Origin of the sequence: Vibrio sp. 10N.222.55.A1 (genome assembly GCF_041473835.1) — a bacterium.
Taxonomy (GTDB): domain Bacteria; phylum Pseudomonadota; class Gammaproteobacteria; order Enterobacterales; family Vibrionaceae; genus Vibrio; species Vibrio crassostreae_C.
The window spans coordinates 29,122-51,516 of sequence record NZ_JBFRSX010000048.1 but is presented as its reverse complement, the minus strand read 5'-3'; the positions used below and the strand labels follow the sequence as shown (position 1 = coordinate 51,516).

The window sequence follows — 22,395 nt, the reverse complement described above, 5'->3', positions numbered from 1 at the left end:
ACGTGGATTCCATATACGGTTTGGGGCAAAGACGTGTTTGCCGAGATCGACGCCAGCACGTCTTTGGACATAAGTTTTCTACACACCCTTTCTTTAAGGGTCACACAGAATGGTAGTTTTCCATCCACGAATGCAACTGCTTGGCTTTGTTTAGAGCAATACTGATTTCTTCTAATACAGAGTCAAAACTCTGTTCTGCGATTAATATTTCAGGCAATGGTGTTTCTATATTTACTGATTTTCCCGACTTTATGATTCGATATCCACTGGATTCCAAACCTTCAAAGTGACTTTTGATATCGTCAAAGTTGTCTGCTTGGCCTAGAAACTGCAACTTAATGACTTTGCCGTAGATCTGGTGAATGATTCGTACTTTTTTATTTACTGGATCGGGATAGAAATGAATCCAATCGTGCCCATTAGCTCGAGGTTTTGATTGCTCAGGATTCAATTGAGGAAAATGTTCTGAGACATAAGCTAAGTATTGCTGTGCAAATTCTGTTGTTTTGGGGCAAACAGTAGCAACGTAACCTCTTCTATTTTTTTTAATAGCATCTCTTAATGTCTGTGCCTTATAGAGTCCTCGCTTATCACCTTGGGCAGCAAGGTAAACCATTATTTCTTCATATGAAATGGCAGCGTCGTACGGCTCAGAATTTCGAGCGATATATGCTTTTGGGGCAATAATACATGTTCTAAAATCTTGCCAAAAACCATCTTCTAGACCTCTGTTACCCCTAAGCCTGTATCTATCTCCTTGTTGGGCCTGAGCTGAAGCATCAATCTTGTTTTCAATAAGTATTGCTTGGGAAGATAAGTCATCTGATTGATAGATATAAACTAAGTCTGACTCACCTAGATTAGTATCTATGACAGAGTGCCAAGCACCGAGCGTTTTAACTGAGGTTATTTCTTCTCGAACACGACAAACAAACCATTGAGCAAATGAGTCGGAAACATTGAGCTCCTCTAGCACTAATAGATCAACATCACGCTCATTAATACTCTGAAATGTATTTAGTTCTTTCATTAGCCATAGCTTTCCTATCGTTGTTATCTGGTAAACGTCTACTAACCTAGACATTACATAGATAAGAAAAAGTAGGTCAAATCACCTCACTATGATTTGTGAGGTTGAGCTCGGCTAGCAAGGTAAGAGGCAAAACCGTTTCAGTTCGTAAAACCCGAACCGCACTTTACAAACCACTCCTCAGACACGACTCACCCGAATTGAGAGTAATTAAAGCGACTAAGGACGCGATCCATGAGCGAAGCTCATGAACCAATCGATGTGCTTCAAAGCGACGCCTTGGGAGGCCACTTTGTCATTTTTTTAATAAAATAGAGAAAGTGGCTTTTTTGTTGAAAAAAATCCTTGGTATAAACCATTGATTACACGTCAAATCCTGAAGATGCACCACTAATTCATTGATTTTATTAGTAGTAGCGAATGGAAACTATATTATCTGGCATGTATGATTCGCTCAAATCAACGAAACGTAATCATGAAAAATTTTTTCAGGAACACAACAAAAAACACACTATTGACAGTCTTATCAAGAGAGAGCAATCGTTCAACCAAATCAAGCTCCCCCATTTTTAGGCGTAGTTCGTTCACGCTAAACAAATGGTTTAACTTTAAGTGCATACGCCGCCTACAGAGCCACATCGAACAATTCAAAACGAAGTTTTGGGTTAGCTGGTATCAAGGTGACTTGCTGCTACTCAATGCAATGCTCTCAAACAGGTTCAACAGTTTGATGGGCACAGCGATGCTTACCTAGCAGACCTAGTTCAATCAATATCCAATCCCTTGTTCTAACGTTCAGTTACTGTGATAACGCGTATCTGACGTCAGGCGAGGCTTACCCAAAAATCATAACAATAAGAAATTACACTATGAAAATTTTAAACGAATCAACAACTAGCGAACATGTCGGAATCAAAAATCTTCAGGAGAACAAAATCTCTATTCTCATATCCAATGGTATTAATTACGAATGTACTGACCGAAGAATCGTCGCTCCGATGTATGGAAAAAATAATTTTTTTGAGATCGGGAGATCTTACAAGCAAGCCAATATTCGTGACATTGAAATAGTAATCGATTCTAAGATGCACCCTGAACTTTCTGAAAAGGCACTAGCAGAGAACGTGGAAAATGCTCGTTTGCCAATTTTTGATTTAGCAACTGGAATCCATTTTGACAGGCTCAGTACAGTTCAAACACTGCTCGAAGGCTACAAACTTTTCAGAAGTACAACGCTTGCTGACTCAATCTCGAGGAATCTGATTCAGAAAATTCCACTCCATTTCGAAACTTCCGAATCTTGCCTATCGCACTACCTTGATGCTGGTTCGAATGGTTACCAGAAGCTCCTCAACGCCTTAAACAAAACAAAGGCCAATTATGAGTCGATGCTTAGTGATGCTACGAAAGTGACTGAATTCGACCGATTAGTTGAAGTTGAGTCATTCGACAATGTCAGCTACCTCATCGAAGACACTCAATTTGATACAACAGTATTGCTAGGAAAAACAGGCACAGGGAAAACAAAATTTGCATTGCAGCCACTGATAAGGTCAGCCACTGAAAACAAAAAGGTAGTTTATCTCTCGTACCTAATTCCCCTCGTAAAGCAGCTTTGTGAATCTGTTGGAGCAGTAAATTACAAGAATGACTCATTATTTGAGATCGAAAACGCAACGTCACTGGGTGTTGTCGTTAACAGTGCCTATAAAGATCATCTAGCTTCAGTCATCCTGAACTGCGACATACTCATTATTGATGAATTTGAAAAGGTTATGACTAATGTCTGTGGGCACAACGACACGATGCGTGACGAGGTATTTGACGTACTGACTCTAGCGATCCAGAAGGTTCCCAAGGTCGTTGTTGCCGATGCCGATATTACAGATACCACCCTACGCTGGTTGCGTAAGCATCGTAAAAGCATCCAAATCATCCGCGCGACGCAAAACCCATACAGAAACATCAACGTCACTATCGCAAATAAATTTGCCGCTTTTGGCAACACATCGAGCAAGCTCAAAGGGGAAAATGTCATTCTCTTCGACTCTCTAAGGTCAATGCGCATGACAATGATCGACATGGGATTGACTGATAAGAGTGGGCAAGCTTGTGAAAAAGTTGCACTTAAGAAACAGGTTTTGGTACTAACTGGCAGCAACAAGAACATGGAAGCTCAAGCGAGTTTTCTGACATCACCTTCAGAAGAGTGCACCAAGTACGACATGATCATTGCATCACCGTGCCTAGCTTCTGGCTACTCATGCGAAGCAGAATTTACAGACAATGTTAACGTTGTCAGTGACCTCGTGCTGGGGATCGATGAATTGGTCAATTTCTCAAGGCGTTTCCGTGCAAGTAAAAATATTACGTTCTACTTGACTCTAAATGACCATTTTAATTATGTCCCTACTCTGCTTTGTGACACTGACTCCGACCGCGACATCCTTCGTAATGAGTTTGAAGACAAGAAAAAACTATTCAATGCGAATCAACCTCTTAGCATGATGTGGAACCTAAAGCGGCTTGGTTTCAATGTCCAAGTGCAACAATCAAGCAAAGAGCAGCTTGAAGAAGGTGTTTTCCGATTCAACCTCCTAAAGGCTAAGGATCTCGAAGCGCGAATTAAGGCTATTTTGGCGGCACGCCTGATCACGCGAGCCGAGGCTGAAAGTCTACTCATGAGCAACCAAGTCGGTTTTGATGAACTGGCAATGCTCAAGAAGTTCGAGATTATGCGCGACTATCAGCTAGAGGAGATCACCAAACAGGATATTCTCTTCGATGAGGCATTTCGGAACAAACCGCTATATAAACAAATTTGGAGCCCCAATGGGGCTACCCAAAACAAGTACCTTATTGAGCCAGCTAAGTTCATTAAGTCCCAAATTTTCCAAAATCCAGACTTCCAAGGTGAAAATGATACGTTGGTACTTTCTCGCCCCCAAGTTCATGGCATCGCCACAGAAATTTTCGACAATTGGGAGACATTTAAACACTTACTACCAGATAACGAACAGAAAGAAGATTGTACGCAGACGGCGGCAACCAGACTCTTCAAGGCCTTGATCTTGTCATTAGGGTATATCTGGCCAAAGGGGGGGTATCAAAGCGAGCCTAAAAAGGTAACAATTTCGTTGGACGCGAGGGCTCTAGCCTACAAAAACAGCCTTCTGTAACATGTAGCAGCAACCAGCGGGGGGAAATCGGGCGCACATGGGCCCGATTTTCACCTAGCTAGACCGTTTTGCAACCACTATTCAATATAGTATCAACGATAGCATCAACGCCCTGTGAGGCATCAACGAGGAGCCACTTCCCAACTGGTTGTGAATAACACATACCTTCGTATAGATCACGCAATTCACGATCGGCCTCAAGAGTTAATGTCTTTCTGTCTTCAAGCGTACAATTGTTTCTAGCGTTAATTCTTTCGTTACGCTCATCCATAGGCAAGTCTAGGTAAACGGTAAGATCTGGTCTCAAGAGTTCGCTTTCTATTTCATGAAGCTTGTAGTGTTGTCCATTGGACATCCAGCAATGATAGACCTGAGTTGACAACCAATAACGGTCTACCACGACGTGTTGGCCAGAATCTATCAAACGATGATCTTCACTTGCTACGTTGAGCACAGTAGCCATATAGAACAACTGCCTCGCTTTGGCATTATGTTCGAACACCGTATCAAGTTGTTTTCGTACTTCTTTAAAACCCGCTCCTGGTGTCGTTAATAACTTCGCATTTAACTTTTCTGCTAAGTGCTTTGACACTGTAGATTTGCCACTTCCATCAAGACCTTCGATTACGATAAACATGCTGACTCCTCTAGGCTTGTTAGTTTCATGGCTAAATCTCTCATTGCCTTCCACTCATCTTTTGTGAAACTGTCGCTTTCGATAACATGTGGAATCCCCGAGTCGTCGATATGACCTTCCTTGATACCGAATACCTCTTTATCAGCGGCCAAGTGCGTGCCTTCTAACAACATCAACGGAAATGCCTTTACATCTGAGACTCCCCTACGCTTAAGAAAATCAACGCTCTCAAAAAAACTTTCGAGCGTTTGCGTCGGTAACCCATAAATTAGACTGACCTCAAAAGACATGTTCTTGTCCTGAAGCATGGAGATAGCCGAAGATACTCTCGCAAGATTGTTGCGTCGATTGATTACTATAGATTCTGACTTGATGGCAGTCTGTAATCCAAACTCAAGATGAGTGTTAAGTTTAGAAAACAGATCTAACAGGCGTTCATTAATGTCCTCAAAACGCACTTGAAAGACGAGTTCTGCCTCTAAACCAATCCCAATTGCGTACTCCAATATCTCGTATGATCTACGCCCTTTTCGAAAGATTGGGTCTAACACATTAATTCGCTTAACGTTTTTCTCTTTGAATAAGTCCAGTTCCTTCTTTATTGTTTCCATCGAGAAATCATGTACTTTATTGCCTGCCACATCACGGTGAGCACAAAATGAACACGCATAATAACAACCACGTTGCGTTTCCCAGTGCGCCATTGACTGGTATTCATCAAGCTCAATCGAACCATTTAAATATGGTGAATGACGTGAAGCAAACTCAAACTTGTTGTTTAAAATAAGTTTTCGCATCAATTTGTCCTGCATAAACGCTTCTGGCAAAGAGGCTTCTGCATAGCTGGGCAAGTAGATATCGCCACCAGGATAAAGTGCTTCACAGCTCGACTCATGAACCTGGTATCCCCCAAGAATAATGTTTCCTTTAAAGCCTTTACCCTTAAGTTGCGTTATCAAAGGCTCAATTAGCTCGGTGTTCCATACGTAACAACCTAAAGCTAACCCATCAATCTCTTCCAGCTTATGTTGCCCATTGATTCTGTTTGCTATCTCCCCTGCTGACAGGTTAAGTGCCTTATTTTTATTCATATCAATTGACAGGTGCTCAGCAGTAAACTTCTGACCGTAGTCCTTGTGCTGCCTGCACTCGGATAGAAGCACTCCTGCTGCAAAACTAGTCGCACTTTTACCTTTTTGGGTGTAATCAAACGTAACTAGCACGCATTTTTTATTCTTACTCATAACTAAATCCATAGTCCTATCTATGCGACAACCACAAAGCTATAAAACTTACTTTTTCAAGCTTCGTACTCTCATAATCAATTAATAACAGTATTAAAAATGCTTAAAATGTTGCTCATAGCCTTGTCGTCGACAAAGCTTGAAAGTAAGCCGTTTGTTCCCTTTAGATAGGATTAAGCGAAAGCTACGCCCAATTCTGAATCGAATCAGGGATGGATTAGATTTAATGTTTTTGCCGCCAAGCAAAGTAAATGGCGTACCGTGAGCAATTAAGCTCACTACACTCAGTGTTTTTTTACGAGTCGAGTTTGGCAGATCGCGCCAGATTTTTTTGTCAACAAGACAGATGCAGTCAGGGTTTGAGCTGGTCAGCTCAAGACTACGTGGTTGGTATTTGAATACAATATTTTGCATTTAGACGTACCTTTTTTTGTGTTGGTACGTCTATACGCATAGAAAAATGATTTTTTTCGCTTTTTATTTCAACAAGGGCAACAAGACAATGTAACCTACTGATTTTGCATCATTTAAGATTTTAGTTAGATCATCATTTATCACATCACCATCTATAAATGTGAGCATTACAGCTCCTTCATCAGGTGAAAACTCCCACTTATCATCAGAAGTTATCCAGCCTTCTAAGTCCTCATATCTATAGTGTATTTGAACCTGTAATTCAGTTTTGAACGACACTATTTGCTCACCTTGCATCTCAATTAGCTGCTGATTTCCCCACTCGACGGTGATCAAAAGTGGTTCTTTTACCCCGTCCTTCTCATTTAATGATAAAGCTAAATCACCTAATAGATCCTCTTCGTTCATCAGAGATACTATTGGAGAACTGATAGTGTGTTTAACAAAGCGTTTTGCTTGCTGGTAATAACAAACAACCTGTGGCCACTTTGCGGCAAAATAACAAAACCGATCTAAGTTTTCTCTACGCTTAACCGCATCGCTCCAGACCCGTTCACGCTCTGGATCTCTAACCAGTTCTTTCCAGTCATCGGTATTGCTGTTTCGACCTTGAACCATCTCATCCAATGAAAGTTTATCTAACGCCATATCAAACCTCCTCCTTTCTTGAGGACTTCAATTCTGAGAGCTGATTCTTTAGCTTTTCACACAGAGCAAATTCATCATTAATCTCATACTGAGCTAGTAAGCTTTTTTTAGCAGCAGACTTAAGTAATTTTTGACATAAAACGGGGGGGACATCACTGTTAACTCGATGAAAGTAATCAATAATTTTTGCAACTGATTTGCGGACTTCAAACTTTTCTAGGTGTGATTCAGTTCCATCCGCTACATACTGGGGTTCATTCTTACCTCGTGTTAAGTACTTTCTTTTATACTTATCAAAATCGGAGACTTTCGAGTCAACACTAAGATAAAGACAAAGGTACCTGAACGATGCATCAGCTTTGTACTTGGATAATTTCGCGGGTGACCCCTTTAGCTCTTGGGCAACATTTGCGCCAACATTGATAAAGCCGCTCAGCTCATCTAATAATTTTTTGTTCGCTAGGAACCAATAACCAACCATGTCTGGTGCGACAGAATGACTGTACAAAGGTAAGCAGTTCGAGAGCTTTTCAATATCGTGCTCAATATCATTGTCTGTCAAACCATCATGATCTAAAAGATTGGAATCTAACGATATTTGTTGAATTCCTTTAACACTGATACCAGTTTTGTATTTACACCAGAAATCGATTTGATTGAAAAGTCCCAAATTACAAGGAATACTTCTTTTGTGCAGCTCTTTCTTATCAAGCCTCTCAGAGACAAACATATCTAGAATCTTATCTTTCGCTTTATCCTGACAACCAAAAACACTTGATAGCTTTGGCCCATAAAACTCTTCTAGAGCATTAGATAAAATTACCTCAATCGTTATTCTGTGCTCCTCAAGATACTGTTTTCGACCTTCTACGCTCCAATCGTTAATTTGTGACAAATCTGCATCACGCATACTTAATAAACCCAGACTTTAGTTGTTGTTGTGCTAAATGATTTTTTAGGGAATTCAATTCATCAGCTGTCAGCTCTACTTGTTCTTTACAAACAGCTCTGTTGATTTGATCTGCAACTCCACAAAACCTTAAACCAGCCCAAGAAGAAGGATGCAGGAATAATTTCTCAGCTTGTTTTAGTTCACCTTCATTCCGCGACTCTTTTGTCTTCATAGGCCCCAATAAACCATCAAGAGATTCATTACATCCCTGGGTATTGAGGTATGGTGACAACCCTAACTCTCTCATTTTGTTAAGTTCGGCTTTTGCTCCTTGTGAAACCCACCAGCTTTGAGCTGCAAGTAGAGCTTTTGATGGTGAAGTACCATTATTCACAAGTTGGTCATAGTGAGATTTGATATGTGCTGTAACAATATCAGGTAAAGCCCACAATGAACCAATTGAACTCGCTGTCCCCCACTCTATCATCCGCATATCAAAACCAAATGCTTCGTTTACAGGGATAGAGAAGACACTCAGGGGGATATTGCTGCCGCTTTGACAAGCCCAGAATTCAACACGCTCCATACCCGCAACCTGATTAACCAGTTCTAAGTCATTCATGTCGAAGTGTTCCGTTTTCAGACAAGGCCTATTTGGAAGTTCATGTGCACAATGGCCATAATAAGATATGACTTCACTGGTACGAACCACTTCAACAAAGTCATCTTTTTGAACATCAGTCATGAGACCTGAAGCGTGTTTGTTCGCTACATTGTGAAAACGTGTTTCACCGCCATTGATACATTTAGAACCATTACGCTTATTAAAGTGCGTCACATGGTTACAAAGATATAGGACTGTTGGAAGCCAATTAATCTCATCAACCAATGTATAAAGTTCTTCACCCTCAATTCCAGTAGCAGCCCACGGTATCTGTGATGCAAAAAATGAGGTTAAAAAACCAACACGTTTACAGTCATCAGGTAGAATTTTTCTCCAATCGACAAAATCTAAAGGCCAATGCTCATCTGCATGTGAATCACCCCTGATAAATTCAGCGATATGGTTCACTAGCCCATCAGGCATTTCAACTGTATGTCCCTTCGCGACAACTTCACCGTTGATAAGCTCTACAACTAAAATAAGCGCATCACTAAACCCCGACTCTATATCGATGCGCACAAGAGTCAGACCATCATTCGCTCGCAACGCCTTCTCAAAATGAGATAAGTTTATGGCAAAATCTCGACTTCGATATTCTGAAAAGTCAGGTTCCAATTGATAAATCAGGTTTTCTAATTTCTGGAAGTCTTCAAAACAATAGTTCGCCTGTATTCGTAAGTAATCGATTGGGTCGTTTTTATCTAAAGCACCAGAAACCACTTCAGCAAACTTACTCGCATTAGAAAAGACTGTATTTTGATTGAGTTCTTCTAACACTGACGGTAGTGTCGAGCTTTCATAACACGCTTGAATTATGGGACGTAGTTCTTCTTCTTTTACATGTTCTAGCATAAGCGCTAGTTCGTTTAAATTGTAATAAGAAGCACCTAACTGAAGAAAATCATTCCATAATGTGCCAGCAAGTTTTGTTGATGGTAGTTGCCAATGCTTATTGGCACTTTCACAGAAGCGTAATGCACTACAATTCTCAAGAAATGTTAATGCATCTTTAGTATCGTTCTGTAAAACTTGAATACGCGCTAGCCCTGAGCAAATCCTTTGTACCAAAGATGCCAAGTAGTCAGCTTCGGGATCGCTTTGACAGAAGCGACGATTATTCATTAGTTCAGCTTGCTTTCTCTTTAATGCCAATACATTTTCTTCACTTGGGTTATCGTTTGCCTTCTCAACAAGATATGTAACTTGTAATTCGGGATCGGAAAGATCACCTGTTGGGTTAATTGACATAATCTTTAGAGGATCAATTTCAAACTGCGGTGCAATATCTAAAATGGTTTTGCATAAATCTTTGTATTGTTGAGAGTCAGAGAAATGCATCAATCTTGCGTAACTCAGTCCTAAAGCTTGGTCTGGAGCCATGACATTCATAAACGATGGCAAATCGTAGTTCAGATAGGCTAAGTACAATTTCACAGAAATCGCTTGCGACTCACATGCCTTCTGATTAAGTCCTTGTTCAAAAAGCACATTCGCAAGATTGAAGTATATAACTGATAGTTGACCATCCTTAATTGCCTGAGGAATCTCACTACTCTTCAATAAATCAATTGCTTGAACATGCAGTGATTTAGCTTTTTCTAAGCAATTAATATCTTTATCAGGCCAAAGATATTCATGTGCAGCCCTACGATAAGCTACTGCTAATTGCGAGAGGCTAGAAGCGTACTTCTCAGGGATACGTTGCCTTTCAGGCGTATCTAACGCACGGTTAAAATATTGAATAGCCTTTTTTAAGTTATGGTAAGTCCCACCAGGTAATTCAGTGTGATATGAAAAGTATAAAACTCCTAAGTCATGACACGTTGAAGCTCTCGCCAATGGCTCCTTGTGAACTATTTTCAGGGCTTTAGAGAGTATTTTTTCTGCTTTAACGATAGATTTTGCATCTTTTGTCTTCAAAAGAGACATAGCAGATTCAGTCAGTTCGAACCATTTTCTTTTGACACGACTTCGAAGCAGCAAGTCTTGCAAAGCACTGTACTCTATAGCTTGCTCAGTTTGTATTGAGAAAGAACCCATTCGCTATCCTTATTAATATTCTTTCCATTTTCAGGTAACCCTTTCTTGTACACTTCTGAAATCTTTACCTGTTGAAAATTTAGGCTAAAAGTATGAATCAATTCAAAGTGTACTCTAACTCATAGCACCATAATAACTAACTTGCATAAGATGCCAACAAGGGTAACATCAAGACGGTCAAATAACTTCTGGGAAAGCATATGTATCAGTTACTTAAAGAGCGCCATCGTCAAGAGAGAGACTCTTACCCTCAAGCGCTGTCTCTGAGAGTCCACCGCGCTCTTAGTTGGCTAAAAAAGGCTGAGATGTGTGATGATGACCACGACTCGAAATACATCTTTCTTTGGATTGCCTTCAACGCAGCATATGCTCAGGATTTCGAGTACAAGGCCGATTTCGGTGAACGGGGCCTATACCAAGAGTTTCTTGCCAAGACCGTATCTTTAGATGGTGGAAATAAGCTGTCAGAACTAGTTTGGTCTCAATATTCATCTTCCATTAGATTGATTCTAGATAATGAATATATCCTCCAGTCCTTCTGGAAGTTTCACTCTGGTCTTATCATTGAGGAGCAATGGAAGAAAGAACGGTCTCAGGCTAAATCTATCGCAAACAAAGCTTTGTCAGGGGGTGACACCGCCACTGTATTGAGTGTCGTTTTCTCAAGGCTTTACACATTACGCAACCAGTTGATACACGGTGGGGCCACGTACAACAGCTCTGCTAATCGTGACCAAATTCGCGACTGCACTGCGTTACTTGAAAGTGTTGTTCCAACAATTATTGAGATTATGATGGATGGGGCTGATGAGCTTTGGGGTGATGCGGTTTATCCTTTAGTGTCAATCTAATAGGGTTAGTAAACAACTATATTCTATATTTTGTCGACTGATAATATACACGCTCTTCAAAACTTACCCCTATGGGTTTCCCATCACACATAGTGCCCTAGAGTCTTCCCAGTTAATCATCTAACTGTCTGTTTTTCATGCTTTTAATAGATGAAGATGACTAGTTCAACTTTAAGTAGGTAAGGTCTATCAACTTATTCTTTAGAAGATAGACCAAAGCGACTCAACCTAATCTTCACTGCCTTGGTGCGTGTTTTGCTGTTGAACCTTGTCTAAGATTAACTGCTTCTCTTCGTCACTCATTGTTTGAGAAAAGGTTTTAGCGAGGCTATCGATAAAGGCCATTCGTTTAGCATCATCACTTGCAAATTTTTCTGGTTCTTTAAATTGGATGTGACCTCTGTCTCGTTGGTCAAAATCTATCCCCTCTGCACCTAACTTCATAGCGGCCCTGACTCTTCGAGAACTTACACTCTTATCAACGGTAGCAGATACTACAAAATCTCCCCAAGCCCCAATGACCAACTTCACTCTAGGCTTATCGCTTGTCGATTCATGTCCAAGTACCGCTTTAACATCATAGTCCTTTAAGATCTGATTGAATAAGGCCTTGTTTTCATGTTTGGTTAAATCCAAATTCATTTCAGTAAGCCTTCCCGAACGTTCTGCTTTTGCATCTGCTATCAAATTATTCAGTTCGTAGACTTTTGCCTTCTGTTCCTCATAAATACCAACCCAACTGTTGTCGTTTGGGTAACGTATCATATAACTTTGAGCATTTGCTGCTTGCTCCTGAGCTGAAGCAAGCTCCATTTCAAGCTGGCCTATGTCTACTGTTATTTCTTCTCTATCATTCAATGTATGCAGAAGGTTGTAAACACACTGTTCTAGTGGTTCATACCTTATACTTTTCGCATCACACCCACCTGTTTTGGCTTTGTTGTTGCACTTAATATATGAGCGGATCTTACCTTTTGGTGATATGCTCTCCCCTCCAAATGCCATCTTCTTGCCACATTTCTCACAATATGCCAATCCACTCAAGACGTTCTTAATTTTAGTAACCTTACCTCCTTTTGATTTGCGTATTTTTTGCTGGCAAGCATGAAAGAGTTTTTCTTCAACTATGGGCTCACAGTAATAAACACCATCTCTATATCCAGTTACCGTTTGATCACGAAGATAACGGTTAACCGAAGATTCTGACAAAGGCCTGTTATAGCTTGAAGGTATAAGTACACCTTCTTCATTGTATGTGTATCTTGCTAATTTGATGGGGCCTAACTCATTAATGATTCTTTTGGCTCCAAAGCCTTGTTTTCTTAACTCAAAGATTCTCCTGATTACATCTGCATTTTTCCGTACAACTTTTAAATCTTTACGATCTTTTGTTCTATGCAGCCATATCGGGGTCTTGGCTGTTGTTTTTATACCTTGGTCAGCTAAGATTTTATTTGTTGCAAGAATACGCTCACTTTTGACTCGGCTCTCTTCATTTGCCAAGTGCAAACCCACTTCGAGCATAATTCTTGCGCTTAGGCCACTTGGGCCACTCATATTTGTTTCAAAGACGGTGTTCCATTTGGTGACCGCAACCTTGACTCCCGCCTTCATAATGTTCTCAAAATGACTGCGCACCACATTTGGTTCAGCGCGACTAAAACGATCTATCAGTTCAAAGACAATAATGTCACCAGGTACAATAATCCCTTTTTCTATATCAGCGAATAGCTTCCCTAGTTGACCCTTTCGTATGTTTTCTTGCGTATATCCCGACCTACCTTTATCTTCATATCGACGACCAAAAGTGTAAGGTTCTTTACCCTCTTTAACTCTCAGTTCATTATGGATATCAATCCACTGTTGCGTTGCTTCTACTTGGCGCTCAACTCCCTGCCCTTCAATTGATTGAATCTTTTTAGATACACGGTGATATAAAAAATAGCGTCCCACATTACCTCCACACGTTTCTCGTCCAAATGATAACAGCTGAGTTGTTTATTATACAGTTGTCATTTGCCAACTGTGGATTGCCATACCACATAGGTGGCGATATCGAGGATAGAAGCAAGCTTCTGTTACAAACACCTGAAAGCTTCTTAGCTCGCTTCAACGTTGACGCACGAGTGATGAACGAAGTTACCTCTATTGATCGCACCAATAAAACCGTTACAGTCAAAAATCTTGTTGATGGTAATCACTACAGCGAGAGTTACGACTTCTTATTACTCAGCCCTGGAGCCGGTGCCGTCGTTCCTCCCATCTCAGGAATCGATAACCCCCTCACCCATTCACTACGCAATATTCCAGATATGGATCGCATCATCGAAACAATCCAAGTGAATAAACCTGAGCACGCGACAGTTGTTGGCGGTGGCTTTATCGGCTTGGAAATGATGGAAGCGTTTCATCAGCTTGGGATCAAGACTTCGTTGATTGAGATGGCTGACCAAGTAATGACGCCAGTAGACCGGGAAATGGCCGGCTTTGCCCATGCGGAGATTCGTGACAAAGGCATCGACCTAAAACTCGGCGTCGCGCTTGAGTCTGTGAAATATATACCTAACGAACACATCGCAAGTTTTGATTCAGGCGAGAGCGAGAAGCACCAACACATAGAGGGTGAATTAGAATTAACACTTAATAATGGCGAGTCATTAACTACTGATATCTTAATCATGGCTATCGGTGTGCGTCCTGAGACTAAGTTAGCAAAAGAAGCAGGACTTCAAATTGGCGAACTAGGTGGTATCTACACCAATGAAATGATGCAGACTAGCGATCCTAGCATCTACGCTGTGGGTGATGTGGTCGAAGAAAAAGACTTTGTCACAGGTGCACAAACTCTAGTTCCGCTTGCTGGCCCTGCTAACCGTCAAGGTCGTATGGCTGCCGACAACATGCTCGGACGCAATGAAATCTATCAAGGTACACAGGGCACAGCTATCTGTAAGATTTTTGACCTAGCCGTTGCCTCAACAGGGAAAAACGAAAAACAGTTGAAGCGTGAAGGCGTCGACTATGAAAAAGTCTATGTGCATACCGCAAGCCACGCTAGCTACTATCCTGGCGCTGAGATTGTCTCGTTCAAGATGTTATTCGCCCCTAAGACAGGGAAAATACTAGGTGCGCAAGCCGTCGGTAAAGATGGCGTTGATAAACGCATTGATGTTATGGCAGTAGCTCAACGTGCAGGTATGACCGTTGATCAGCTTCAACACCTTGAATTAACCTATGCACCACCTTACGGGAGTGCCAAAGACGTGATTAACCAAGCCGCATTTGTTGCCAACAATATTATTAAAGGTGACGCGACACCTATTCATTTCGATGAGATTGCAACATTAAGCGACAACCAACTCCTACTCGATGTTCGTAACCCTAGCGAACTAGAAAATGGTGGCTTTATTGAAGGCGCAATCAACATTCCTGTCGACCAACTGCGTGATCGAATGAGTGAGCTCCCAGCAGACAAAGAGATTGTAATCTACTGCCAAGTCGGGTTACGTGGTAACGTGGCTTATCGCCAACTCGTCAACAACGGCTTTAAAGCACGCAACTTAATCGGTGGTTATAGAACACTCATGTATGCAAAAGCTTAAGGATTAATACTTAGTCGCCGGTAATGGTGCGCGGACACTTACGGGCTAGTTGCTAGTTGCTGAGAGAAAGTCGCTCATAAATAGATGCGAGTAGTTAATAGTAAACATTGAAAAACCGAGCTTGGCATTTAAGTAAGTGCCAAGCTCTTTTATTATTCGTAGGAGTCAATAAAAGCTTGCAGTGCTCGCTGATCGACAATTTCTAACCCTTGATCTCCTTTTCTGATGAAACCCTTGTCTAATAGGTCTTTAACCGCTCTTCGATACACTCTGCTCGATGTACCAAATCGTTCTGCTTCTTGATTCACTTTATCGAAACCGCCTAACACAGTGTTAGTCTCGCTTTGAACCAATAAATCATACGCAATATTGTAGGTAATTGAGTGTAAAAGACGGTTAGTGTAAATACCCATAGAGTCTTGATAATCTTCCGCTAATGCAGAGGCGAAAAAGAACATCATCCCCGGATTTTCAAGTAGTGCTTCTGCTAATCTCTGAATGCAAATAACATCAACTTGCATGTGTTCATCAGCCACTACGTTCCACTGACAAGGGGTCTGCGTGAAAAACTCCATCTCACCGAAGATATGGTAATCACAATTCACTTCGCCCAATTGAAAGCGTCGCCCATTAGCCGCCGAAATACTCATAGAGACTCTTCCAGCGGGCACTACATAAAGATACTGAAGCTGCTCACCTTGACGTAGGATTTCATCATTTTGATTGAAGTAACGAGAGTTAACTTGGTGTTGGTAGATGAGATCTCTAAATTCAGAGCTTTTTTTTTCTAAGTAGTTTTTAAAGCGTCCGCTTGAGTATGGTGCAATCTTCATACTTACTCTCTCATTGCATTACTGCTGTTTATATTCAAACGATTGTAACCACTTAAACCACAGGAGAGAACCCAATAAAAAAGCGACGGTCTCCCATCGCTTTCGTCTTGCATTTATTCAGGCTCTTATTGAGTAATTAATGCTTCCAGTGCCGCTAAAGATGCTAGCCGCTCTCCTTGCATCATTACCTCTGCCTCATCGACATATTGCCCAACGCCCTCTTTTACATCTTGTTCATACAAGACAACATTGTTCAAGATAGAAGCTACATTAAGCCCTCTCAAGCGTCCAACGGTAAACAACGCGGATGTTTCCATGTCTGCACCTAAAATGCTTTTGCCATTCCAGTACTGACAAAGCGCCTGTTCATCATCGGTATAAAAGCTATCGTGTGAGCGCACTGTTCCTAAATAGTAAGGTGTTGACTGCTGCTGCAAGAACCCATCTAGCTCTTTGAGCAGGGAGAAGCTTGCATAAGCGGGATACGACGGTTTAACGTAAGCCGCAGATCCCCCCTCATCACGAACCGCGCCCTCTGCAATAATTAGCTCACCAAGCCCGATATGTGACTGCATTGCGCCTGCAGACCCTACTCGGACAATATGAGTCACACCACAAAACTTAAGCTCTTCTACCGCAATGATCATTGAAGGTGCACCAATGCCCGTGCTGCAAACCGATATCGCTTTACCTTGATATTGACCAGTGAAGATTCGATATTCACGGTTTTCAGAGACCAGTTCAGCATGTTCAAGCAAGTTAGCGATTCGATTCGCTCTATCTGGCTCACCACAAACAATAACTAACGGAGCAATTTGCGTTTCATCAACGCAGATATGAGGTTGCTTTGCCATCTTCACTCCTAAGAAGCCGTTGCTTGAGTTAACGATTTATCACTGTTTCGTTTAGCTGTGCGTGCCCACTCACGAGTACCGTTTGCCGCAATAAACATTAAGATTGCGTATTGAACAGACATTGCGTACACACCCTGCGTCGCATAAATACCAACGCTGATAATGTTAATCACAATCCACAGTATCCAGTTTTCAACATACTTACGTGTCATAAGAACTTGAGCAACAATAGATAGAATGGTCATCGTGGCATCCCAGAATGGGAACGCATCCGGTTCAAGCACTGGCTCCGCTAAATCCGCACCAAATAGATTCAGGCTATCTACCGCGATGTTTGCTAGCGCAAAAAAGAATGGGTCGATGTACATAGTTAACAAAGCAATAGAAATCGCACACGCTACGGCCGTTGCTACTAGTTTATTTTGGCTCAACCAACGAACTTTTAGCGTTTCACCTTGCTCATTAGGACGTGTCCATGCGTACCAACCGTAAATGTTGGCGCAAAAGAAAAAGAGTTGTAGAAGTAACAGTCCGTATAACTGAATTTGGAAAAAGATAACCGCGAATAAGGTGACATTCAGCAATCCGAACAGGTAGTTAATGGTTTTTTCTTGGCTTGCAAACCAAATACACAACAAACCAAACACGGTGCCGAATGCTTCAATCCAGCTCATTGCGTAGCCATCCCCTATTGGGATATTGACTAAAGTATTGTTGATATCAAGTAAAGCGAATAGGTCCATAGATGTGTCCTTTATTATTTGTTTTAGTGGCACCTATTTTATTGCGCCTCTCCAAATAAAAAGGAGGACATTTGTCCCCCCTAGAATGCATGCGATCATAAATCAGAATATTAAATCCGGAAAATCAATTTCACGGGAAGATGTCATAGCCCTCCCACAGTCTCGAACTCGAAACTCCAGCACCAGAACAGCCCCCTTCCAAAAACGAAATTTTAGCTTACTGGCTTAACGCCGATATCGCATTGACGGTTACGTTTGAGAAGCGCATGATTTTATTTCGAGCAGAATCGTTGTCTGGCGTGTTAACCGTGTAATCGCCCCAAAACTCGTTCTGTGCAACGTACTCAATTGTATGGCAGGTCACATGAATAAAGTAATTATGTTAGTAATGGGGCTGCTTTTTACCAGTCGATTGTTTGCCAGTATTGTTCCTCATGTTGGTCAACTTGAGCATGATGCGCCTATTCTCCTTCGCTCGGCATTGATTGTAGGGGTTGCGGCTTACGCAGTTTGGAGTGCATTTAAATACTTCAAAAAGATCAAGGCCTCAGATTCAGATCAACTGTAACGGCGAAAGTCCAAAAGCTTTTGAATAAGCCTCTAATTTCGATTACTGATCTGCGAAATAATCGACCAAGATTTTACGCCACTTTCGTGACTCACGAATCTTCAACAGGGCGCGGTTAATCTCTTCTTCGTACACGTTATTTTCAGTGATTATGAAACCGTAGTTGGACTTTTATAACTGATAAAACAACACCGCTATACCAAGCTTAAGTTTGATAGCTAGAAACTGACATAAACTGACTTTGTGCCGACGAACATAACTTTCCGCACTGAGTAATTTGGCTTTCTAGGAAGTAGATATTACGTCTACTTTTCACCCATTGGGCACGAACTTCCAGTTCTTGACCAATCAAAATCGGATGATGAAAACGAGAGGTTAAACTCACCGTCATCGCCTTGATATCATTCTGAAATAGACAATGCAACATCGCGCTGTCATGCAGTGTAGTGACAATGCCACCTTGCATGATGCCATCGTAGCCCTCAGCTTTATCTGTTGGTACAATCTTGGCTCTGGTTTTATATTTAGCTACTGCCTCATGCTTAGTTAAAGTGTCATGCTCGCCAATAGCTTCAAAACAAATGGCGCTGTCGTTGAAAAAACCTTGGCTGCACACTTGGCAACGCCGATGATTGTGTGGAATGAAAACCTTCATACTTACCTTTACCCATAGATTGCTAGAGATTGATATGGCTCGACCAAAAAAACATCGCCAGTTGTGTACCCGTACGGCTTACTCTTGTTTTAAGCCCAATGGTGTTCCTATGGACGAGCTTCATAAAGAAGAATTGCTATTGGAAGAGCTCGAAGCCTTGCGCTTGGCTGATCAAGAAGGCCTGAGCCAGCTTGAAGCCGCTGAACAAATGCAGGTGTCTCGCCAAACGTTCGGCAACATTATCAAGCGTGCACGAGCTAAAGTCGCCAAGTGCATCGTCAATGGTCACGCGTTGGTGATTCAAAGTAGTTAATTAACGTGTTAGCCAGAAGTTATTTAACTCAGTGAGCGAGAACTCTGATGCTTACTTCGATACTTAGCTTGATGGCTCAGTAATCTGATACAGCTTTTTGCTTTGCCCTTCACACACATCCTTGCAATTGCATTCACGCTCAATATCTAACTGCGCCAATCCTCCACAGCTGCCTTTGATTGGCTTGCGCGAAAAAATCACGCCTATCGCCATCAATGTAACGACTCCGACAAACCCCAATAGCGTCAACAAAAAGGTCATTGTCGGAACCCTCGAATAGCACCTAGCTGATTAGGCTGTACCATTAGAATCGAAGCTTGTTTTTTGTGCCCGTTTTCGCCGCACGTTTTATTGCCACACCCACTATTTCTCGGCTCGCGACCATAATCGAGATCGGTCACTTCCCGTAGATTGTCGAAATCCAAAGCCCCGATTTCTGCCTTACCTGTCGATGCCAAGACTCGAATATCGTTATTGAACAAGTGCGCCAGCATCTTCTTACCAATATAACGAACCACCACAGATTTCACATCGTAAGAACGGAGAACCGAAATCCATTGCTTCTTTTTATTGCAAGAGGTGTCGGAGTCAATCAAAGGAACAATCTGTTTTATCTGTCGTTGTTCATCGACAATCGCGATCTGTGGGGAACGAGCAAAGTGGTTGCCAACATGAAGGTCGCGACAAGGTACTGCGTATAACATAGTAACTTCCTGTTATTGATGATCAGGAGTTCAGCATACGCCCCATTACTGGCATATGCCAATAACTATCATGTGAAAAATAAGATTTACTGGATCGATAACTAAGATCACAAGCACCCAAACTTACCGTCATCTTCAGCCTATCTCAGTTACCTTTCAAATAACCATATATACTAGGGGGTAGTATTTTTATTGGGGGTATTTTTTGCGTTGTTAATGCCTGTTATCAAGAGCCAAGCTCAAACCCATTACAAAAAGGCCTCGCACAACCGAGAGCTTAATCGACTATTCAACGTCACACACTAGTCTGAATAATGTCGAATTAGGGACCAATCAAAGATGTTTATAGGAAAAATAGGTTGGATTGAAAATCAAGAATTGCAGTCGGCTTCAATGTAAACAAGCTTATAATTTGAAGTGAACAACGCATCGAGTTGTTATAATATAACATCACACTAAATTACCATCATTTCTCATGAAACAGCCATTTATTCTAATCGATGTCATCAATCGCCTCTCCACACGCTATGTAAGCCGTTTCTCGACATGCTTTCGCTCTCTCAAGGGCTTGACTGTTGGCCTAGCATTATTGTGTTTTGCGCCAAATCTATATGCCCACCCTCACTCTTGGATAGAGATGAAAACTCATATTGAGGGAGAGAATGGCATGATCACCGGTCTCTCTATGGAGTGGTCTTTTGATGCAATGACCTCGATGTACATGTTGGATGGAGAAGACGTCTCTGCCGATACAGAAACTGAAACATTCAAAAAGCTCGCTGCGTCTGTAATCGAAAACATGATGTACGAGCACTACTTCACGTACTTTTATGATGGTGAAGAGCCCATCAAATATCAGATGGTTGAGAACGCAAAGTTTGAGCGTGATAAAGCCAAGATGGTTCTAACATTTGACCTACCACTTTCTAAACCTAAGCCTGTGACACGAAACTCGCTTCGCGTATTGATTTTTGACCCTAGTTACTTTGTCGACATGTCGTGGCTATCCAACAGCGACGTGACATTGTCACCTGAACTAGCAAGACAATGCCATTTAGAATTAATCGAGCCTAACCCGACGCCAGAGCAAATGAGTTATGCAATGTCTTTACCTGTCGATGCAGATCCAGAGAACACGCTAGGCCAACTGTTTACACAATCGGTTGAGCTTCATTGTGCGGCGGTTCCCGCTTCTTAGTCGCAGTGATTCGTTTCAGCCTTTAAGTCAGCGTCTAGCTGATTAAGCATGGCAACTAATTAACAGAAAGATTTCAGATATAGGTTCTTGTTAAATGAAGAAAAATCAATCCAAAATCAATCACTACCTCATTGGTGCTGGCGCGTTCGTGCTTATTGCTATTGGTGCGTATCAACTGTGGTCCATGTGGCCATCGTTAGTTATCTCTAGCATTCAATGGCAAAGAGAAGTCAATTCAGAACTTGCAGACCTGCTCTATGAAGCTAAATCCAACCCTTGGGGCGCAGGCAGTTACCTTATCGGGTTCAGCTTTATCTATGGCATGCTTCATTCTTTGGGGCCTGGGCACGGCAAAGTTATCGTGTCGACTTACTTAGCGACTCACCCAACCAAAGCCAAGGCGAGTTTAGTGCTTACGGTCGTCTCCGCTTTTTTACAAGCATTGGTCGCAATCTTACTAGTAAGCGTGTTGCTGTGGGGCTTTAGTGCTTCCATGCGAGTAGTGAATGACAAAGCGAATATGTTTGTTTCATTAAGCTTTGCCTTAGTCGCGGTCGTCGGCGCGCTTATATGTTGGAAGGCTTTGAAAAACATCTACACCGCTATGCGTAAGCCTAAGCTGAAAGTGAAAGCCATCACTACACTCGCAACAGACACAGCTGCGACAATTTCAGCGCGTTCGCCAATGGCACTTCGTTCATCAATATCAGCCCCTTCTCCGATAATCGACGCTACTAGCACAATGCAAGCCGCAGCTAACACTCATGCAGATCATTCTCATGCCGACTGTGGGTGCGGCCACCAGCATGTAGCCGATGCAGACGCAATCAACAAAGCCTCAACGCTCCGAGAATATGCTGGAATTATAGTGACGATTGGCGTAAGACCGTGCACCGGAGCCATCATGGTACTGCTTTTCGCAAACATGGTTGGCCTATATTGGATGGGTGTTGTCAGTGCTTTTGCCATGGCGATTGGTACTGCTTTCACAACCTCGACGATTGCTATAATGACACTAACAGGCAAGAACTTGGTAAAACGCTATTTGGATTTGGCAGCAGGTAACAAGAATAACAGTGCTTCACTAAAAGCCGCAGGTCATTATTTACAGCTATTCGGTGGTGTTTTACTTGTCTTAATTGGCTTGTTGCTAATGAGTGGACAAGACAGCGGTATGTCGCCTGTTTTCACTATGTAGCGAACGATGTAATAACAAACCTCAGTTTATTGCGACCTTTACCATTTTTACTAAAAAACACTAGCCCTTATCTCTCAAATCTGAATTAACAGCCACATAATTTCTACTAACCTAACTTTGCACAGCCA

At 41.9% G+C, this 22,395-nt stretch carries 20 protein-coding genes and 2 pseudogenes; 7 read left to right on the top strand and 15 right to left on the bottom strand.

Annotated elements, in window-relative coordinates:
* Positions 1 to 100: 100 nt before the first annotated feature.
* Positions 101 to 1,030 (bottom strand): PD-(D/E)XK nuclease superfamily protein, encoded by a 930-nt coding sequence (locus tag AB4493_RS15360; RefSeq protein WP_372127539.1) that lies wholly within the window; start codon positions 1,028 to 1,030, stop codon positions 101 to 103.
* An 869-nt stretch (positions 1,031 to 1,899) separates the two neighbouring features.
* Between AB4493_RS15360 and AB4493_RS15355 the strand changes: the two genes are divergently transcribed.
* Positions 1,900 to 4,209 carry a hypothetical protein gene (locus tag AB4493_RS15355; protein WP_372155357.1) on the top strand — a complete coding sequence of 770 codons (2,310 nt, stop codon included), beginning with the start codon at positions 1,900 to 1,902 and terminating at the stop codon, positions 4,207 to 4,209.
* Between the two features lie 58 nt (positions 4,210 to 4,267).
* Here AB4493_RS15355 and tmk read toward each other — a convergent pair whose 3' ends face one another.
* The 6 genes from tmk to AB4493_RS15325 form a co-directional block, all read right to left on the bottom strand.
* Complete coding sequence (gene tmk / locus AB4493_RS15350) at positions 4,268 to 4,846, bottom strand: dTMP kinase (protein ID WP_372155355.1); 579 nt, start codon at positions 4,844 to 4,846, stop codon at positions 4,268 to 4,270.
* A complete protein-coding gene (locus AB4493_RS15345) occupies positions 4,834 to 6,090 on the bottom strand; it encodes a radical SAM protein (protein WP_372155352.1) in 1,257 nt (418 codons plus the stop codon). The genes tmk and AB4493_RS15345 overlap by 13 nt, the downstream gene beginning before the upstream one ends.
* A 93-nt stretch (positions 6,091 to 6,183) precedes the next feature.
* Entirely contained in the window at positions 6,184 to 6,504 is a 321-nt protein-coding gene (locus tag AB4493_RS15340) for a hypothetical protein (protein ID WP_372155350.1), read from the bottom strand.
* Between the two features lie 63 nt (positions 6,505 to 6,567).
* Positions 6,568 to 7,152 carry a hypothetical protein gene (locus AB4493_RS15335; RefSeq protein WP_372155348.1) on the bottom strand — a complete coding sequence of 195 codons (585 nt, stop codon included), beginning with the start codon at positions 7,150 to 7,152 and terminating at the stop codon, positions 6,568 to 6,570.
* A gap of 1 nt (position 7,153) precedes the next feature.
* Positions 7,154 to 8,062, bottom strand: coding sequence for a hypothetical protein (locus AB4493_RS15330; RefSeq protein WP_372155346.1), 909 nt, complete (start codon positions 8,060 to 8,062; stop codon positions 7,154 to 7,156).
* Entirely contained in the window at positions 8,055 to 10,748 is a 2,694-nt protein-coding gene (locus tag AB4493_RS15325; RefSeq protein WP_372155344.1) for a CHAT domain-containing protein, read from the bottom strand. The genes AB4493_RS15330 and AB4493_RS15325 overlap by 8 nt, the downstream gene beginning before the upstream one ends.
* 200 nt (positions 10,749 to 10,948) lie before the next feature.
* Here AB4493_RS15325 and AB4493_RS15320 point away from each other — a divergent pair, with 200 nt between their 5' ends.
* Entirely contained in the window at positions 10,949 to 11,599 is a 651-nt protein-coding gene (locus AB4493_RS15320) for a hypothetical protein (protein ID WP_372155342.1), read from the top strand.
* Between the two features lie 228 nt (positions 11,600 to 11,827).
* Here the strand turns inward: AB4493_RS15320 and AB4493_RS15315 are convergent, their stop codons facing one another.
* A complete protein-coding gene (locus AB4493_RS15315) occupies positions 11,828 to 13,552 on the bottom strand; it encodes a recombinase family protein (protein ID WP_372155340.1) in 1,725 nt (574 codons plus the stop codon).
* 56 nt (positions 13,553 to 13,608) lie between these two features.
* On the opposite strand from AB4493_RS15315, the pseudogene AB4493_RS15310 reads away from it, so the two are divergent.
* A pseudogene (locus tag AB4493_RS15310) lies at positions 13,609 to 15,201 on the top strand (FAD-dependent oxidoreductase); the annotation flags it as partial.
* Positions 15,202 to 15,353: 152 nt separating this feature from the next.
* Here AB4493_RS15310 and AB4493_RS15305 read toward each other — a convergent pair.
* The 3 genes from AB4493_RS15305 to pnuC form a co-directional block, all read right to left on the bottom strand.
* Positions 15,354 to 16,034 (bottom strand): Crp/Fnr family transcriptional regulator, encoded by a 681-nt coding sequence (locus AB4493_RS15305; protein WP_372155338.1) that lies wholly within the window; start codon positions 16,032 to 16,034, stop codon positions 15,354 to 15,356.
* 125 nt (positions 16,035 to 16,159) lie between these two features.
* Entirely contained in the window at positions 16,160 to 16,888 is a 729-nt protein-coding gene (locus AB4493_RS15300; protein ID WP_372155336.1) for a nucleoside phosphorylase, read from the bottom strand.
* An 8-nt stretch (positions 16,889 to 16,896) separates the two neighbouring features.
* Positions 16,897 to 17,631, bottom strand: coding sequence for a nicotinamide riboside transporter PnuC (gene pnuC / locus AB4493_RS15295; protein ID WP_372155334.1), 735 nt, complete (start codon positions 17,629 to 17,631; stop codon positions 16,897 to 16,899).
* Positions 17,632 to 17,995: 364 nt separating this feature from the next.
* Between pnuC and AB4493_RS15290 the strand changes: the two genes are divergently transcribed.
* Complete coding sequence (locus AB4493_RS15290; protein ID WP_017059106.1) at positions 17,996 to 18,199, top strand: hypothetical protein; 204 nt, start codon at positions 17,996 to 17,998, stop codon at positions 18,197 to 18,199.
* Positions 18,200 to 18,241: 42 nt separating this feature from the next.
* Here AB4493_RS15290 and AB4493_RS15285 read toward each other — a convergent pair.
* Together AB4493_RS15285 and AB4493_RS15280 are read right to left on the bottom strand one after the other, a co-directional pair.
* Positions 18,242 to 18,370 (bottom strand): annotated as a pseudogene (locus tag AB4493_RS15285) (ABC transporter substrate-binding protein); the annotation flags it as partial.
* A 34-nt stretch (positions 18,371 to 18,404) separates the two neighbouring features.
* Positions 18,405 to 18,854, bottom strand: coding sequence for a PaaI family thioesterase (locus AB4493_RS15280; RefSeq protein ID WP_017065470.1), 450 nt, complete (start codon positions 18,852 to 18,854; stop codon positions 18,405 to 18,407).
* A gap of 34 nt (positions 18,855 to 18,888) precedes the next feature.
* Here AB4493_RS15280 and AB4493_RS15275 point away from each other — a divergent pair, with 34 nt between their 5' ends.
* Entirely contained in the window at positions 18,889 to 19,167 is a 279-nt protein-coding gene (locus AB4493_RS15275) for a DUF134 domain-containing protein (RefSeq protein WP_029235478.1), read from the top strand.
* A 63-nt stretch (positions 19,168 to 19,230) separates the two neighbouring features.
* On the opposite strand, the gene nqrM is transcribed toward AB4493_RS15275, so the two are convergent.
* Both nqrM and AB4493_RS15265 read right to left on the bottom strand, forming a co-directional pair.
* The gene (gene nqrM, locus AB4493_RS15270) at positions 19,231 to 19,428 is read right to left on the bottom strand and encodes a (Na+)-NQR maturation NqrM (RefSeq protein ID WP_017059103.1); all 198 of its coding nucleotides are present in this window, start codon (positions 19,426 to 19,428) and stop codon (positions 19,231 to 19,233) included.
* On the bottom strand, positions 19,425 to 19,871 hold the full coding sequence (locus AB4493_RS15265) for a NifB/NifX family molybdenum-iron cluster-binding protein (RefSeq protein ID WP_017059102.1): 447 nt from the start codon (positions 19,869 to 19,871) through the stop codon (positions 19,425 to 19,427). Before AB4493_RS15265 ends, nqrM begins: the two co-directional genes overlap by 4 nt.
* 475 nt (positions 19,872 to 20,346) lie before the next feature.
* Between AB4493_RS15265 and AB4493_RS15260 the strand changes: the two genes are divergently transcribed.
* Positions 20,347 to 21,069 carry a DUF1007 family protein gene (locus AB4493_RS15260; protein WP_372155332.1) on the top strand — a complete coding sequence of 241 codons (723 nt, stop codon included), beginning with the start codon at positions 20,347 to 20,349 and terminating at the stop codon, positions 21,067 to 21,069.
* Between the two features lie 94 nt (positions 21,070 to 21,163).
* Positions 21,164 to 22,267: a nickel/cobalt transporter gene (locus tag AB4493_RS15255; protein ID WP_102398115.1), complete on the top strand. Its 1,104-nt coding sequence runs from the start codon at positions 21,164 to 21,166 to the stop codon at positions 22,265 to 22,267.
* The last annotated feature ends 128 nt before the right edge of the window (positions 22,268 to 22,395 follow it).